11 protein-coding genes and 1 tRNA gene are annotated in these 14,934 nt (G+C 61.2%); 7 read left to right on the top strand and 5 right to left on the bottom strand.

Features of this window, described 5'->3' with window-relative positions; all coding sequences use genetic code 11:
- Positions 1-3 precede the first annotated feature (3 nt).
- From KF814_15805 to KF814_15795, 3 genes are all read right to left on the bottom strand, one after another.
- A complete protein-coding gene (locus tag KF814_15805) occupies positions 4-5,247 on the bottom strand; it encodes a PAS domain S-box protein (protein MBX3237611.1) in 5,244 nt (1,747 codons plus the stop codon).
- Positions 5,244-6,005, bottom strand: a complete 762-nt coding sequence (locus KF814_15800; GenBank protein ID MBX3237610.1) for a hypothetical protein — start codon at positions 6,003-6,005, stop codon at positions 5,244-5,246. Before KF814_15800 ends, KF814_15805 begins: the two co-directional genes overlap by 4 nt.
- Before the next feature lie 427 nt (positions 6,006-6,432).
- Positions 6,433-6,516, bottom strand: a tRNA-Leu gene (locus KF814_15795).
- Positions 6,517-6,743: 227 nt separating this feature from the next.
- On the opposite strand from KF814_15795, the gene KF814_15790 reads away from it, so the two are divergent.
- The 7 genes from KF814_15790 to KF814_15760 all read left to right on the top strand — a co-directional run bounded on the left by KF814_15790 (position 6,744) and on the right by KF814_15760 (position 12,619).
- Positions 6,744-7,439, top strand: a complete 696-nt coding sequence (locus KF814_15790) for an HAD family hydrolase (protein MBX3237609.1) — start codon at positions 6,744-6,746, stop codon at positions 7,437-7,439.
- A gap of 44 nt (positions 7,440-7,483) precedes the next feature.
- Positions 7,484-8,119, top strand: a complete 636-nt coding sequence (gene queE, locus KF814_15785) for a 7-carboxy-7-deazaguanine synthase QueE (GenBank protein MBX3237608.1) — start codon at positions 7,484-7,486, stop codon at positions 8,117-8,119.
- 110 nt (positions 8,120-8,229) lie between these two features.
- Positions 8,230-9,750 carry a leucyl aminopeptidase gene (locus tag KF814_15780; GenBank protein ID MBX3237607.1) on the top strand — a complete coding sequence of 507 codons (1,521 nt, stop codon included), beginning with the start codon at positions 8,230-8,232 and terminating at the stop codon, positions 9,748-9,750.
- Positions 9,751-9,833: 83 nt separating this feature from the next.
- The gene (gene nagZ, locus KF814_15775) at positions 9,834-10,985 is read left to right on the top strand and encodes a beta-N-acetylhexosaminidase (GenBank protein ID MBX3237606.1); all 1,152 of its coding nucleotides are present in this window, start codon (positions 9,834-9,836) and stop codon (positions 10,983-10,985) included.
- A gap of 87 nt (positions 10,986-11,072) precedes the next feature.
- Complete coding sequence (locus KF814_15770; GenBank protein MBX3237605.1) at positions 11,073-11,459, top strand: hypothetical protein; 387 nt, start codon at positions 11,073-11,075, stop codon at positions 11,457-11,459.
- Entirely contained in the window at positions 11,456-11,980 is a 525-nt protein-coding gene (locus KF814_15765; protein MBX3237604.1) for a phosphate-starvation-inducible PsiE family protein, read from the top strand. The genes KF814_15770 and KF814_15765 overlap by 4 nt, the downstream gene beginning before the upstream one ends.
- Before the next feature lie 90 nt (positions 11,981-12,070).
- Positions 12,071-12,619, top strand: a complete 549-nt coding sequence (locus tag KF814_15760; GenBank protein ID MBX3237603.1) for a hypothetical protein — start codon at positions 12,071-12,073, stop codon at positions 12,617-12,619.
- Between the two features lie 47 nt (positions 12,620-12,666).
- Here KF814_15760 and KF814_15755 read toward each other — a convergent pair whose 3' ends face one another.
- Both KF814_15755 and KF814_15750 read right to left on the bottom strand, forming a co-directional pair.
- Positions 12,667-14,094, bottom strand: a complete 1,428-nt coding sequence (locus tag KF814_15755) for an amino acid permease (protein ID MBX3237602.1) — start codon at positions 14,092-14,094, stop codon at positions 12,667-12,669.
- Positions 14,095-14,195: 101 nt separating this feature from the next.
- On the bottom strand, positions 14,196-14,933 hold the full coding sequence (locus tag KF814_15750; protein ID MBX3237601.1) for a gamma-glutamyl-gamma-aminobutyrate hydrolase family protein: 738 nt from the start codon (positions 14,931-14,933) through the stop codon (positions 14,196-14,198).
- Position 14,934: the final 1 nt, after the last annotated feature.

Below are 14,934 nucleotides of genomic sequence, written 5' to 3'. Positions count from 1 at the left end.
GCGTTACCTCCTTGGCAAGTCGAACACGATGCGAGTTCCGCCGCGCGGCTTGGAATGCACGGTCAAGCGCGCGCCGAGTTTCATAGCGCGTGCCGCCATATTGGTCAAGCCATGACCCAATCCAGCCACGGCGGCCGGCCGAAACCCGATTCCGTCGTCGCGAACGGTCAACCGAATCTGATGCTTCAGGGACTTGAGTATGACGGATCCCCGCCGGGCCTTAGCATGGCGAAGGCTGTTGCTGACGGCTTCCCGCACGACATTGAGCAGGTGTAGCCCCTGCTCGCGGGACACATGTTGGGCCGCCTTCCGTTCGATCGAGACTTGGAACGGCAAATGGTGTGGCTGGGCCAGGGATTCGACGACGCTGCGCAAGGCCGACGCCAAATCACGGCCCTGCAGGACTTCGGATTCCAGGCCGGCGATGAAGTTGCGCAACTCCCGCATCAACCCGTTCAATTGTTTGATGCCTCGATCGAGCGTGCCGGCCGCTTTCTTGGGATCTCGGACCAGCAGGGATTTGCAGGTTTCCAGCCCGAGCCCGACGGCATACAGGGATTGGAGGATGCCGTCATGGAGGTCTTGGCTGATACGTTCCCGTTCATCGAGCGCTTTTCGGAGGTCTTGTTCCCGTTGGCGCAGGACTTCTTCGGATTGTTTCTGTTCGGTGATATCGCGTGCGACGCCGATGACGCCGATGATTCGACCGGTGCCGTCGCGATAGGGAGCCTTGGTGGTCAGATAGGTCGTCGACGTGCCGCTTGACTTGGTTACTTCCTCGATCGTCTGCGTGGTGCCGGTACGAAGGACGATGGCGTCGGTCGAGCGGCAACTCGCTGCCAAATCCTGAGGGAAGATGTCCTCGTCCGTCTTCCCTACCAGCTCGGAGAGGCCCGTTCCCATCTGCCGGAAACCGGCCGGGTTCATGTGGAGATATCGACCGTGGAGGTCCTTCACGAAAATGATATCGGTTGCAGCCTCCATGATGGCCGACAAGAGTGCGTGATTGTGGCGCAAGGCCTCTTCAGCCTGCATCCGCTCCGTAATGTCCCGCGAATTCACCACGATTCCGCGGACCGTGTCGTCCTGCAACCGATTGTTCCCGATGGCCTCCAAGGTCAGGTATTGCCCATCGGCTCGTCGATAGCGAAAGACGATGGGATCCCCCACGCCTGGCGTCATCAACTGCTTCTCGAGCACTGCCTTCACGTTCTCGAGGTCGTTCGGGTGGACGTAGGAGAGCGCATTGGTGCCGACGACATGCTCCTCGGGATAGCCGAACAGGCGGGTGAACATCGGGCTCTCGTATCGGATCGAACCGTCCGCTTCCAGGATGGTCGTGATGTCCGAGGAGTTCTGTACCATGGCGCGGAATCGCTCCTCGCTTTGTCGCATTTCTTGCTCGGCGCGCACACGCTCCTCGGTTTCGAGCGCGATCGTCACCATGTCCGCGACCGTGGTCACAAAATTCTGTTCTTCCAGGCTCCAACTCCGCGCGGGTCCGGCGTGTTCAAATGCGACGACCCCGACGAGCCTGCCCTGCCGGCGAATTGGGACGCTCATCATGGACGTGATGCCTAACGGCAAGAGGTATCGATCCAGGAGCTCGCTCGTCTGGGGGTCGGTTCTGGCCTGATGCGCGGTCATGACGGCGCCGGCCTCGAGTGCCTCCAAGTAGCGGGGATGGTCCGCGGTTTCCAATGTGATGCCTCCGCCATGCGTGACGGCGACGCGCTGATACAAGTCGTGGCATACCAGCGCCGACCGGTCCTCCCGAAACAGCCAGATACCGACTCGCGATACCCGCACGGCGCGGGCCGCCACCTCGGTGATTCGACGGAAAGCGACCGGGACCGACAATTCCTCATGATTGAGGCGCGCCAGCTCGACCAATGCGGCTTGAAAGTCGATCATCTGGGCTGCGCGCGCGCGTTCCTCCGCTTCAGCGCGCATTTGTTCGGTGATGTCGGTTCCGACGGTGACCATGCACTGTTTGCCGTGGAGCTCGATACGTTCTGCGGACACCAGGCAGCGCCTGAATTGTCCCGCCTTGTCCCGCAGGCTGAGTTCCATGTTCCGAATCGATCCGACCCGGTTTAGCTGTTCGACGAATCGCAGTCTGGTTTCGGCATCAGGCCAGAGATTCAAATCGGTGGCGGTGTAGCCGGTCACTTCGTCCCTTCGGTAGCCGAAGAGTGAAATCGCGGCGTCGTTTGCGTCGAGGCAGCGCCCGTCCGCCAGCTCGGAAATGACGATCGGGTAAGGGCTGGACCGAAAGGCCTTGCCGAATAGCTCCTCGCTCTCCCTCAGGGCTTGTTCCGCGAGCTTTTGCTCCGTAATGTCGCTTGTCGACCCGGCCATGCGAACCGGCCGTCCCTGCTCATCCCACACTCCCTGGCCTTTGGCCCTGTGCCACCGCAGGTCTCCGGATTTTGTGAATAGGCGATACTCGACATCGTACGGCACGCGATGTTCGACCGTGGCCGTGAGGGCGCTCATGACGCGGTCCAGGTCCTCCGGATGAATCAATGGCAGCCAGCTCCCGAGGACATTGGGGAATTCATGTTCCGCGAAGCCGAGCAGTTCCCTCGTGCGAGGCGACCACCAGACCGGCGTTCGAGGGTCGGACCAATGGTAATCGGGATGCACTTGGGCATCCCACAGTCCGTCCTGCGATCCGCCGACGGCGAGATCGAATCGCTCGATCGCATCCCGCAGCTCGGCCTCCATCCGTTTCCGTTCGCTGACGTCCCGCGCGATACAGCACGTGAAACTCCGACCTTGATGTTCCAGGCGACTGATCGACACCTCGACTGGAAACACCCTGCCGCTTTTCGTCCGGTGCATTGACTCAAACTTCCCGGCTCGTCCCGGTTCGAGCGGGCGCCCCTGGGTCTCCGGGGCGTGAGGCGTATGGAACGGCGCAATGTCATGGATCATCCGGGCGAGGAGTTCTTCGCGCGAATACCCCAAAGAGCGGCAGGCTGCTTCGTTGGCGTAGACCAGCCGGTCCTGTTCGTCCGCCCAGAAAATCGCGTCACCGGCTTGGTCCACGGCGAATTGCGTGAGTCGCAGACGTTGTTCGCTTTCGCGGAGCCGGTCTTCGGCCTGTTTCCGTTCGGTGATGTCGACCGTGGTGCCGATGAGCCGGGAAACGGCCCCATTGGGGGCACGCAGCGCGTGCCCACGGACCTCGGTCCAGATGATGGTGCCATCCTTGCGCACCATGCGAAGTTCATAGGTCAGTTGATCGGTGCGTCCCTCGACGACCTGAGTCCAACGCTCGAGCGCGACGCCTTGATCGTCCGGATGTACCAAGCTCAGCCAGGCGAACGGATCTGTCGAGAGTTCGTCCGCCCCGTATCCGAACAGGGTTTTCAGGTTGGCATCGCCGTGATAGTGGGCGCGAGGCACGTCCAGCTCCCATACCCCGACCTTGCCGACGGCGGTTGCGCGGGCATAGCGTTCTTCACTGGCTCGCAGGGCCTCCTCCGCAGCTCTTTGTTCGGTGATGTCCTGGCATGAGCCCGACATGCGCTGCGGTGTTCCCTCGGTATCCCAGATGGCCTGGCCGCGGGCCCGGATCCAGCGATAGTCTCCCTGCCCGGTCTGCAGACGATAGTCCGTGTCGAAGGGGACTCGCTCCTCGATATGCGCCCGCAGTGCCCCGAGCGCAGACTCACGATCGTCCGGATGTAGCCGTTGGGCCCAGTGGTCGAGAGTCGCAAACGGTTCCGAATCCTCAAGCGTCAGGATCTCCCGAATTCGCGGCGACCACCACAGCGGATTTTCGGGATCGTGCCATGCGCGGTCCGGCAAGCAATGGCCGTCCCACCACGCATCGGTTGAGCCACGTGCCGCCAGCGCCAACCGTTCTTCGCTGGTCCGCAAGGCAGACTCCATCCGCTTGAGATCGGTAATGTCGTGGAAACTCCAGACTCGGCCGACGATCTCGCCGTCGAGGATTTGGGGGCGAGACGCCCGCTCGTAGATCCGGCCATCCCTGAATTCGAGTACGTCGTTACTTTCCTGATGGGGATGGTCGTACAGTTCGCGGATCCGTTTCCTGAAGCCTTGAGGATCCTTCACCTGGTCGGCGGCGAAATCCAACAGGGCGTCGTCTTCCCGGCTGTGGACCAGCTTATCCGGGATGCGCCACAGGCTGATGAATCGTTCGTTCAGGACCGTCACCCGTCCCTGCCGATCGACCACCAGGAGCCCGTCGGCCGTAGAGTTCATGGCGGCCTCGAGGAGCGAATAGGAGCGTTTCTGGTCGGTGATATCCGTCGCGATGCCGCCGATGGCATAGAGGTGGCCGGTCTCGTCGCGTAGCGGGAACTTGACTGCGATGCTGGTGTGAGGGCCATCCGGATGTGGAACCGACTGTTCGCATTCCATCGAAGCGCCCGTTTCCGCAATCCACCGATCATGGGCTGCGGTCTCAGTCGCCTCTGAAGGGTCGAACAGGTCGAAGTCGGTCTTGCCCAATGCGGATGTGCCCGCCGGCATCAGCAATCGATTGAATCGTTCGTTGGTGTAGAGGTATCGGCCGTCGGGAGACTTCATAAATGCGGTGCTCGGCGCGTGATCGAGAAAGGCTCGAAAGCGCTCCTCGCTGGCACGCAAGGCCTCTTCTGCGCGCCGTCGCTCCAATTCGGCACCCGCGCGGGCCGCGAACAACATCAGTACCGACTGGATTTCCATCGAGACCGTCAGGGGATGATCGTCCAATAGCGCGAGGACACCCAACGGAGTGCCTGCGGTGCTGTAAATCGGAGCGCCGCAGTAGCCGTCGATATTCAAATCCGAGAGAACCTTTGCGGTGGGGAATCGGAGTTTTGCTCCGGTGCCGATTAGGATCAGGCGGTCGTTGGCAAGGGTTGCGCAGGGCGTCCCCTCCAACGAATAGGAAAAGTTCTGGCCGAAATCGTCGCCGCTCCAGACTGCGAGGGTTCGCACGGAGGGGGTGACGTCACGCGAATATTCGCCGAGCACGACGTAGCGGGCCTGGGAGAGGGCGGCCAGATGAAAGACGATGGAATGGAAGAACTCTCCGCCCTGAGTCGGATCGGTTGCCGACACCAACGCCCGGAGAATGGACGATTGCTCTTTGACACGCTCGGCCGATGTGAGAAGCCGCTCGGTTTGGGTCGCCACCGTCTGTTCGTATGTCTCGACCAGCTGCTCCAGGGTGGTCACCCGTGCGTGCAGAATGTCGAGTTCGGTAATGGTTCCGTTGGCGGTCATACGCGCTCCTCACAGGACAGCGATCGATGAGACGAAAAAACGGGGCCTCCGTCGAACGGCAGAAAGGCCAATTTGGCGGCCAGAGCGATGGTTCGGAACATTTCAATCTGCGGCTTCGATAGAGGAACGCGGGTAAACAAGGCCAGGACGAAGGCATTCAGGGATGGCAGCAGGCCGCCGAATCCCACAACCGATCGGATTCCGTATCGGTTTGCCAGCTGCAGCTGGGTGGAATGCAGGTATGGGCTGGCAGTGGCATCGGGGACATGGAAGACGCCGAAGGTCCGTTCCTGTGGGTCGAGGAGAATGTGCAGATCTTTCTGCTGTGGTGCCGCGGTGCCGAGACCGAACTGTGCCAGCAAGGGGGCGAACAACGGAAAGCTGACGGGAAATTCCTCGTCGGTAATCGCGGCCACCGGGGCCTGTCTCGCATGGAGACGGTCGTTCCACTCCGGGAGGTCGCCTGCCGACGCCAGCAGGGTCCAGCAGAGCGTGCAAGGCGACAGCGTACCCTCGACGATTCTGCTCTTGGCGGCCTCACGGTCGGCTTCCGGCAACGCCGCAAACGGCTGAGTCGTGAAGCACTGCACGAGTGGACAGGCGGGACGCTGCTCGTCGGTGTCGAGCAGTTGTTCCTGGAGATGCCGTACGATTCGGACGGCCGTTTCTTCCATGCTGGCTGCGGCGAGCCCGAGCCTGCGCAGGACGCCCGTGACTCGAACCATGTCGGCCAGCGAGAAGTTGGCTACGTCATACATCGAGGACCTGTCCGGGATGGTGACGGCTGAGCGCGGTGATCGAGACGACGCTGCCGGAGTGTGCGCTGCTCCCACGTCTGATCCTCCCCCGCAGCGGTCTGCATGGACCTGCGCAGAGGGAAGCCAGGTGGACGGTAAACCAGCTTCCCGGCCGCTCAGGCAGCATATTTTGCGCTATTTTTTCAGAAAATGTCCACTGCGTGACCTTCAGAAGGAGGGATGAGCAAGATTGCTCGGGCGTCGGTCAAGTGTGTCTCAAATGGATGCATTTCGCCGATGGGGACAGGTCCAATGCCGAACTCGCAATACCGAATCGTGTCGGCGTGGCGTCTGCGGAGAGAATCAGGGGGAAGTCCGAACCGGGATGGTGTTGATGCGGATGACTAATGCAGGTTGTTCAGAAAGTCACCTTCGCTGGCGCGAAGGTTGGTGCCGAAGGCGGGACTTGAACCCGCACGGCTTGCGCCACACGCCCCTCAAACGTGCGTGTCTGCCATTCCACCACTTCGGCTACCGAATCCGTGAAACGTCGCAGGTGAAGCGTCTTTCGCAGGATGAGGACTGAGGGGGCTGTCGGCCTACATCTCTCGCGACAGATTACCTGAATTCGGGTTCGCTTCCTCCCCGAGGGACGAACGACGAATCAGGAAGGCGCATTATAAGAGCGGGCCAAAATGCTTGTCAATCAACTAGTTGTCCGTTAGAATCACGAACCGGATTAGCCTGCAGGATATGCAGATGCCCCCGCTGTCGACCTCCCGCACCATGCATACGAGCCAGATGACGGATATTGCCGCGCTGTTTGACGTGGACAATACGCTCCTGCCGGGACAGGCCAGCGAGGTGCGATTTTTTCGCTTCCTGTGGCGGCGGGGCTTGGTTGGATGGCGTGAGCTGCGGGAAAGCACGGGCTGGCTGCTCCGTCGAGTGCCGCCCTTGTCGCTGCAGCCGCTGCGCGAAAGGAAGCTATATCTGGCGGGGAAACCCGTGGCGGATATCGTGCCGTTGGCCGACGAATTTTGTCGCGGGGAAATTTTCCCCCGCATTGCAGCCGAAGGATTGGCGCGGATGGACGAGCATCGCCGCGCCGGACACCGAATCGTGCTGGTGACAGGATCGCTGGATTTTTTAATCGCTCCCCTGGCCCGATGGTTGGGTGTGGAGACAGTGTTGGCGGCCAGTCCCGAACAGGAGCATTGCCGCTTCACCGGTAACCTCCTGGCGCCCTATCCCTATGGGCCGGGTAAACGGGAGCTCATCACGGCGTGGGTCCGTGGTTCGAACATCGACCTTTCACGCTCTTTCGCCTATGGCGATAGTCCCGGGGACGTCGAGTTGTTACGGATGGTCGGCAACCCGCTGGTCGTCAATCCCATACGAGGCATGGGTAGGATCGCCCGTCAGCAAGGCTGGACCACGGTTCGATGGCGCTAGCCCCGGCTCCGAGCACCGGCGCCGTTCCGATCAGACAGACGCGCATGCGCATCACCGAAATCTTCCATAGCATTCAGGGCGAATCGACCCATGCGGGACGTCCCTGTGTCTTCATCCGCTTAACCGGTTGTCCGCTGCGCTGTACCTGGTGCGATACCGAGTACTCCTTCTACGGAGGCCGGGAGATGAGTCTCGACGAGATCCTTGAGGAGATCCGACGGACAGGCTGCAATCTGGTGGAAGTCACCGGCGGCGAGCCGCTCAGTCAGCCCGATGCGCCGCTGCTCCTCCGGCGCCTGTGCGATGAGGGGTACGAGGTGCTGCTGGAAACCAGCGGCGCGATCGATACGAGTACCGTCGACGAACGAGTTCACGTGATTTTAGACGTGAAGTGTCCCGGTAGCGGTATGGCGGACCGCATGCACTGGCCGAACCTGGCGCGTCTCACCGCAAGAGACGAGGCAAAGTTCGTGATCCGCGATCGCGCCGACTACGAATGGGCTCGCGAGGTCATGCGCCGCGAGAACCTGGCAAGCCGTTGCACGGTGCTGGTCAGTCCGGTTTTTGGCGTGACCGATGCGCGTCAGCTTGCCGAGTGGGTGCTGGCAGACCGATTGCCGGTCCGCTTCCAACTGCAAATGCACAAATATATTTGGGCTCCTGACATGCGTGGGGTATAAACAGCATCTGATGTGCTGCCCGCCCAACAGCGCCGGTTACGGGGCTGGGCGCAGGGACGAGAGAAATCGGGGACCCGAGTTGCAGCGAATAGACAGAACGTGGAGGCGTGATGAAGATTGTTCAGGTTGATGCGCAGATCGGTCGAGTCGACCAACAGTCGGGAGAAGTGTTGGTTCTGCTGCATTGCGAAGGCGAGGGGCTCAAACAGGAAGCCGCGGCGATCGATAAGCAGCTCGCTGGCCACCTGACTGAGTTGGTGCGCCGCGGAGAGTTCGAAGGCAAATCCGGCGAGTTGCTCTTAGTGCACACCCAGGACAAAGCGCCGGTCAAGCGGCTTATCCTGGCCGGTCTGGGCAAGAAAAAGGATCTTCGATTGGACGCCGTGCGCCAGGCCTTGGGTGCCGCGGTGAAGCGCGTACGCCTAGCGAAGGTCACCGCCTTTGCAGTGGCCATGCCCTCGGACGCGCCGCGCGGCGCGTCGCCGCTGGATCTCGCCCAGACCATGGCCGAAGGGGCGATTCTGGGAAGTTATCAGTTCACCGCCTACCGCAGCGAAAACGGCGCCAAACCGTCCGAGGTCGAGCGGATGACGATCTATTCGTCGCAACGGGTGCAGCAGCGGCAATTGGTGGAGGGAATCCGACGCGGCGTTGCGGCGGCTGAAGCGACCATCTTCGTCCGGGACCTGTGCAATCACCCCTCCAACGTGATGACGCCAAGCCGGATTGCCACCGAAGCTAAGGCAGTGGCCAAGGAATCGGGCGTGACGGTGAAGATACTCGAGCAGAAGGACATGGAGCAGCTCGGGATGGGGGCGTTGCTGGGCGTCGCGCGCGGCAGCCACGAGCCGCCCAAGTTCATCATTCTCGAATATAAAGGCGAGAAGGCGAAGAAAACGGAGCAGCCGGTTGTGCTGGTGGGGAAGACGATCACGTTCGACACGGGAGGCATCTCGCTCAAGCCCTCCGAAAACATGGAGCAGATGAAGGCGGACATGACCGGCGGAGCCGAGGTGATGGCCACGATGCGCGCGGCGGCTCGGCTCAAGTTGCCTCTGCATCTGATCAGCATCCTGCCCGTCGCTGAGAATATGCCGGGCGGTCGGGCGATGAAGCCGGGGGATGTCGTGAAGACGCTGTCCGGAAAAACGGTTGAGGTGCAAAATACCGACGCCGAAGGTCGGCTGATTCTTTCGGATGCCCTCGCCTATGCCACGCGGTACAAACCCGCGGCTCTGATCGACATTGCTACCCTTACGGGTGCCTGCGTGGTGGCGCTGGGGCAGTTCGCCATCGGCATGTTCGGCACCAACGACCGCCTAAAAGAGTCGGTGCGCAAGGCCGGCTTGCGGGCCGGTGAACGCGTGTGGGAAATGCCCCTGTGGGATGAGTATTTCGAGCAGCTTCGCAGCGACGTCGCCGACATGCGCAATATCGGCGGTCGTGGGGGAGGGATGATCACGGCTGCGCTGTTCCTCAGCAAGTTCGTCGGCGATTGTCCTTGGATTCACCTCGACATTGCCAGCACCGATTGGAGCGAGCGCGAACGGGCCTATATCCCCAAGGGCCCAACCGGCATCGGGACGAGACTTCTCATTCAGTTCCTGATCGACCGCACGTTGAAACATTGACTGCCGGCGCGGTCGATGGGGAACGCATCCCCGACGCCGCGCCACGTGCAATGAATTCCCGACGGGATGGTGTGATCGTGGCTATGACGTTGCGAGAGCAGATCGGTCAATTGTTCATGGTGGGGTTTGCGGGCCCCACCGTGACCAATGAGTGGGCGTCGTTCATCAAGGAGTATCGGCCCGGCGGCATCATCTTCTTCAGGCGCAATCTTGAGTCCGTGGAGCAGATCGTCCAATTGACCAACGACCTGCAACGGCTTTCTGCTCAGTCACCCCTGCTCATCTCGATCGACCAGGAGGGGGGACGGGTGTCCCGGCTTCCCAAGGAATTTACGATCTTCCCGCCCTGCGAAGTGTTGGGTCAGTGCAATTCGCGTGATCTGGCGTATTCCGCCGCCGCTACCGTTGCGAAGGAGCTGCGCGCCGTCGGCATTAACATGAACATGGCCCCGGTGCTGGACGTCGACAGTAACCCGGAGAATCCGGTCATCGGAGATCGGGCGTTCGGATCCGTGCCCGAGTTGGTCGGCGAGATGGGAATGGCGATGTTGTCAGGCCTTCAGGACAATCGAGTGGTCGCCTGCGGCAAACATGTACCCGGCCATGGGGACACTGCCACGGACTCCCACAAAGAATTACCGGTCGTGGAGGCTACTCTGCAGCGGCTGCGTGAGGTGGAGTTCCCTCCGTTTCAGCAGGCAGCGAAAGCCGGCGTAGCCAGCATGATGACGGCGCATGTCTTGTATAGGGCGTTGGATTCCGAGCTGCCCGCGACGCTGTCTCCTGCGATCATCCAAGGGCTGGTGCGGGATGAATGGCGCTACGATGGACTGATCTTGACCGACGATCTGGAGATGCATGCCATCATCGACCACTACGGTGTGGGAGAAGCAGCGGTTCGAGCGGTTCTGGCGGGCTGCGACATCCTCTTGATCTGTAAGGATCAAGAACGCGAGGTGGCGGCAATGCAGGCGGTGGAAGCTGCTGTGAAGGAGGGCCGCATCACACAGGAGCGGCTGGGACAGTCGTTGAGTCGGATCGCGCGGGTCAAAGCTCGCTATGTCCTGCCGTACCGACCTGTCACGATCTCCGACGCGCGTCTGGTTGTCGGTTGCCGGTCGCACCGGGTGTTGCTGGACTCCGTCACAAGAGCCCACGCTCGGGTCGTGCAGGCCAATCCCTCCTCCGTTGCCCGGACTCAACCGGCGGAAGCTTCGCCGGTCGTTCACGGATAGACGGGCCTCCGATGATTATACTGGCTTTTCCTTACTGTTTTTGATTCACTAGCAGGAGCAGTTCGCTCGAACTGTTCGGGAGGCGACATGGCGTTGAAGCGCGGGGATATTCTCGACGAGCGAAAACGGTTTCCCGATTCCTGTGGGCTGGTGGTGAAGATCGTGGGTGGGGGCGACGGCTTTCACGCGATCCAGTGTTGCGGCCACGAGCTCACGGAAGCCGATGTGGTCCCCGACATTCTGCCGTCGCGGGGCCGAAAAAAAGGCCAACTTCCTCTTGGAGGCATGTTGGAAGAAAAACGGCAATTCCCCGATTCTTGCGGACTACGCGTCATGGTGATGGACGGCGGCGCCGGTTTCCAGGGCATCGCCTGCTGTGGCCATACCATGACGACCGGGGCAATCAATGATCTGAGACTCGGCCATCGCTCGGGCGAGCCTCCGATGCCGTCGGGACCAGCAGGTCACGCATGAACGACGACGCTGGCTCAGCGGGTGCGATCGAGAAGACCCGACGAGCCGCGATGCGGCGACTTTTGGGGTTCATGGATTGGCTCGACCGGCTGGGCTACATCACCGCTGGTTTCAGCCTGTTGATCCTGGGAATGGTCATCTTCGCCCATGCCTGGTACATGTTCGTGTTACGCCCCGACCATGTAGATCTGCTGCCGGCTGGCCTCAAACTTCTCAATGACCTGCTGCTCGTCATCATCCTGCTGGAGTTGTTCCGCACCGTTGTGAAGTTTCTTCAGACGGAGATCCTCGAGCTCGAACCCTATCTGGCGGTGGGAATCATTGCGTGCACAAGGCGGATTTTGACGGCTAGTGCCGAACTCTCCCACCAACTGGAGGCGGCGGCCAAAGAATTGAAATCGGAATTGTTTCAGCAATATGTCGTCGATGTCGGGCTGAATGTCACGGTGATACTGGTCCTTATCATTGCCGTCTATCTTCTCCGCAAACGTCCCACGCCGACCGTAGTTCCCGCACACTGACCCCGAAAGGGAGCATCCTCCCCGGCCTGCAGGTCGTTCTTGCCCTCCTGACGCCTGTTATGGCATCATGCACCTCTTTCCGGAGGGAGTGTGGCCAACTTGCTCGAATACGTCGGGTCCGTCCATATCTTCTTAGGACCCTACCGCGGCAATCCCATTGCGCTATATCTGCGGCGGACCGAAACGGGCTGCCAGATCGGCCCCAAGGTGTATCCGTGGAACGACGTGGTGGGGGCGGGAGAGACGCCGAACAAGGCTGCGGCGGACTTCGAGGATAAGTGGAAGGGGAAGGGGCTCTCGGCGGATATGTATTCCGGTCCATCCTGGGAAGGGGGGATCAAGCCCGAGAAACCGGCTCCGCCCAAACCGGCTGCGCCACCGAAACCAGCTGCTGCTCCTGCGGCCGGTGCGGCGTCGGCTACCCCTGGAGCAACTGCGCCCCCTGCCGCTGTAAAGGCCCCCGCCGGAGGTGCCGCACCGGCCGCTCCCGCAAAGCCAACTGCCCAAAGTCCGGCGGCTGCGACGGCTGGAACGGCGACTGCTCCCACGCCAGTGAAGCCCCCTGCGTCAGCGGCATCGGCCGCGACGCCTGCACAACCGGCTCAACAGACCCCTGCTTCTACCGAATCTTCTTCTTAGTTTCGGTCCAATCGGCTGTTCTTCTCCGCTCGACTCACGGAAATGGCTCAAGCCGCTTCCGATGAAGGCAGGGCTGCGAGTTTGCTGTGGCGTTTGCCGTATCCCATGTACACGCCGATGCCGATGATGGTCCATACCACGAAGCGGACCCAAGTCAGCCAGGGCAAGAAGTACATCAGGCCGAGACAGGCCAGCATGGCGAGGATCGGGACGAACGGCATCAGCGGCATGCGGAATGGGCGGGGGTGGTCGGGCCTGGTGTAGCGCAGGACCACGACACCAGCACAGACCAGAACAAACGCGAAGAGTGTGCCGATGTTGGTCATGTCCGCTGCGTCGCCGATGGGAATGAGAGCCGACATGATGGCGACCGCAATCCCCGTCAAGTAGGTCGCGTGGTGCGGTGTCCGGAAACGCGGGTGCACGGCGCTGAGCCAAGGGCCGAGGAGCCCATCCCGTGACATGGCGAAAAATACCCGGATTTGGCCCAACATCATCACCACTAACACACTGGTGATGCCGGCAACGGCGCCAGTGGCCACGATTGCCGCGCCCCATTGAAATCCTACAACGCGGAGAGCTTCGGCAACGGGGGCATGCACGTCGATCTTATCGTAGGGAATAAGGCCGGTCAGGACACCCGCCACGGCGATATACAGGATGGTGCAGAGAGCCAGGGACGCGAATATCCCGATCGGCAGGTCGCGTTGAGGGTTGCGGGCTTCCTCCGCGGTGGTCGACACGGCGTCGAATCCGATGTAGGCGAAAAAGACGATCGCCGCGGCCGCGCCGACGCCAGAAAATCCGAACGGCATGAATGGCGACCAATTGGCGCTATTGACGGACGAGACGCCGACCGTGATGAAGAAGATAATCACGGCCAGCTTGATGAGCACGATAGTACAGGTGGCGCGGGCGCTTTCCTTCACGCCGATGATGAGGATGATTGTGACCAGCAGCACGATGACGGCGGCCGGGATATTGGCGATCCCTCCGTTCGCATCGGGCGGATGCGTGGCCCAGTAGGGCAATTCAATTCCGCAAAGTTTGAGGATGTTGTTAAAATAGCCCGACCAGCCGATTGCGACCGCGACACAGGCGACTCCATACTCGAGGATCAAGTTCCATCCCGTCAGCCAGGCCAAGAATTCTCCGAGCGTCGCGTAGCTGTAGGTGTAGGCGCTGCCGGCGACCGGAATCATCGCGGCGAACTCGGCATAGCACAGGGCGGCCAAGGCGCAGGTGATGCCGGAGAGAATGAACGACAGGATGATGCCGGGGCCGGCTCCGGGTCGGTGCGCGTCGCCCACCACTGCCGTGCCGATCAGGACAAAAATCCCGGTGCCGATGATTGCGCCGATCCCAAGTCCGGTCAGATCCCAGGCCGTCAGAGTTCGTTTGAGCTTGTGCTCAGGGGCGTCCGAATCGGCCAGGATGCGCTCGATCGATTTCGTTCGAAACAACGGGTTACCCACGCAGGCTCCTGTTCGTCTTGTGCGGTGGAAGTAGGGGGTGGCTTGGGCGCGCAGATCGCCGAAGCACGGAAGGAGTGACCTGTGAGAGATTGGACATTGCGCTACGGCCGATGGCCAGCGGCTTTCAAGAAGGCCAGAAATAGCTGGCGATGCGGCTTATGCCGTTCAAATAGAAATTCCGGATGCCACTGCAGACCCAAAAAGAAGGGGTGCGAGGGCAACTCGATCGCCTCGACGATCCCATCCGGTGCGGTAGCGCTGGCGATCAGCGAGTGCCCCACCGTTTTCACCGACTGATGGTGGGAGCTGTTCACATTGATCCGCAGCTTTTTGACGATGCGGGCCAGCAAACTGCCGGCTGTGATGGAGATGCTGTGGGAGAGTTTCGTTGCCGGTTCGGTTTGCCGGTGGGGGAGGGATGCTTTCACCTGGGAGGCAATATCCTGATAAAGACTGCCTCCACAGGCGACGTTCATGGATTGCATGCCGCCGCAAATCGCGAGGGTCGGCACTTGCTTGGTCGCCGCCAGCGAGACGAGGTCGAGTTCGAAGTCGGCGCGCCGGCCGGCCACCACCCGAAACTTATAGCGTTGACGTTCTCCGTAGAGCGAGGGATTCAGGTCAGGGCCACTTCCCGTGAACAACAGCCCATCGACACGATCGAGGAGTCGTTTGCGCGAGGAATGGCCGGCTACGAGGGGAAGGATGAGTGGAATGCCACCCAATTCTTCGATGGCCCGGACGTAGCGGGCACGGAGAAAGTACGTCGGCTCCTTCCCTCCCCACTCTTCCCGATCGCCGGCATTGAAGTCCGGAGTGACGCCGATGACCGGTTTCATG

The sequence above is a fragment of the Nitrospiraceae bacterium genome, assembly GCA_019637075.1.
GTDB lineage: Bacteria > Nitrospirota > Nitrospiria > Nitrospirales > Nitrospiraceae > JAHBWI01.
This window is presented reverse-complemented; position numbering and strand designations above follow the sequence as displayed.

Coding starts and splice junctions, on each gene's coding strand:
- KF814_15750 (MBX3237601.1), bottom strand. CDS start 14,933: ATGAAACCGGTCATCGGCGTCACTCCGGACTTCAATGCCGGCGATCGG.
- KF814_15790 (MBX3237609.1), top strand. CDS start 6,744: ATGCCCCCGCTGTCGACCTCCCGCACCATGCATACGAGCCAGATGACG.
- KF814_15780 (MBX3237607.1), top strand. CDS start 8,230: ATGAAGATTGTTCAGGTTGATGCGCAGATCGGTCGAGTCGACCAACAG.
- KF814_15765 (MBX3237604.1), top strand. CDS start 11,456: ATGAACGACGACGCTGGCTCAGCGGGTGCGATCGAGAAGACCCGACGA.
- KF814_15805 (MBX3237611.1), bottom strand. CDS start 5,247: ATGACCGCCAACGGAACCATTACCGAACTCGACATTCTGCACGCACGG.
- nagZ (MBX3237606.1), top strand. CDS start 9,834: ATGACGTTGCGAGAGCAGATCGGTCAATTGTTCATGGTGGGGTTTGCG.
- KF814_15770 (MBX3237605.1), top strand. CDS start 11,073: ATGGCGTTGAAGCGCGGGGATATTCTCGACGAGCGAAAACGGTTTCCC.
- queE (MBX3237608.1), top strand. CDS start 7,484: ATGCGCATCACCGAAATCTTCCATAGCATTCAGGGCGAATCGACCCAT.
- KF814_15800 (MBX3237610.1), bottom strand. CDS start 6,005: ATGTATGACGTAGCCAACTTCTCGCTGGCCGACATGGTTCGAGTCACG.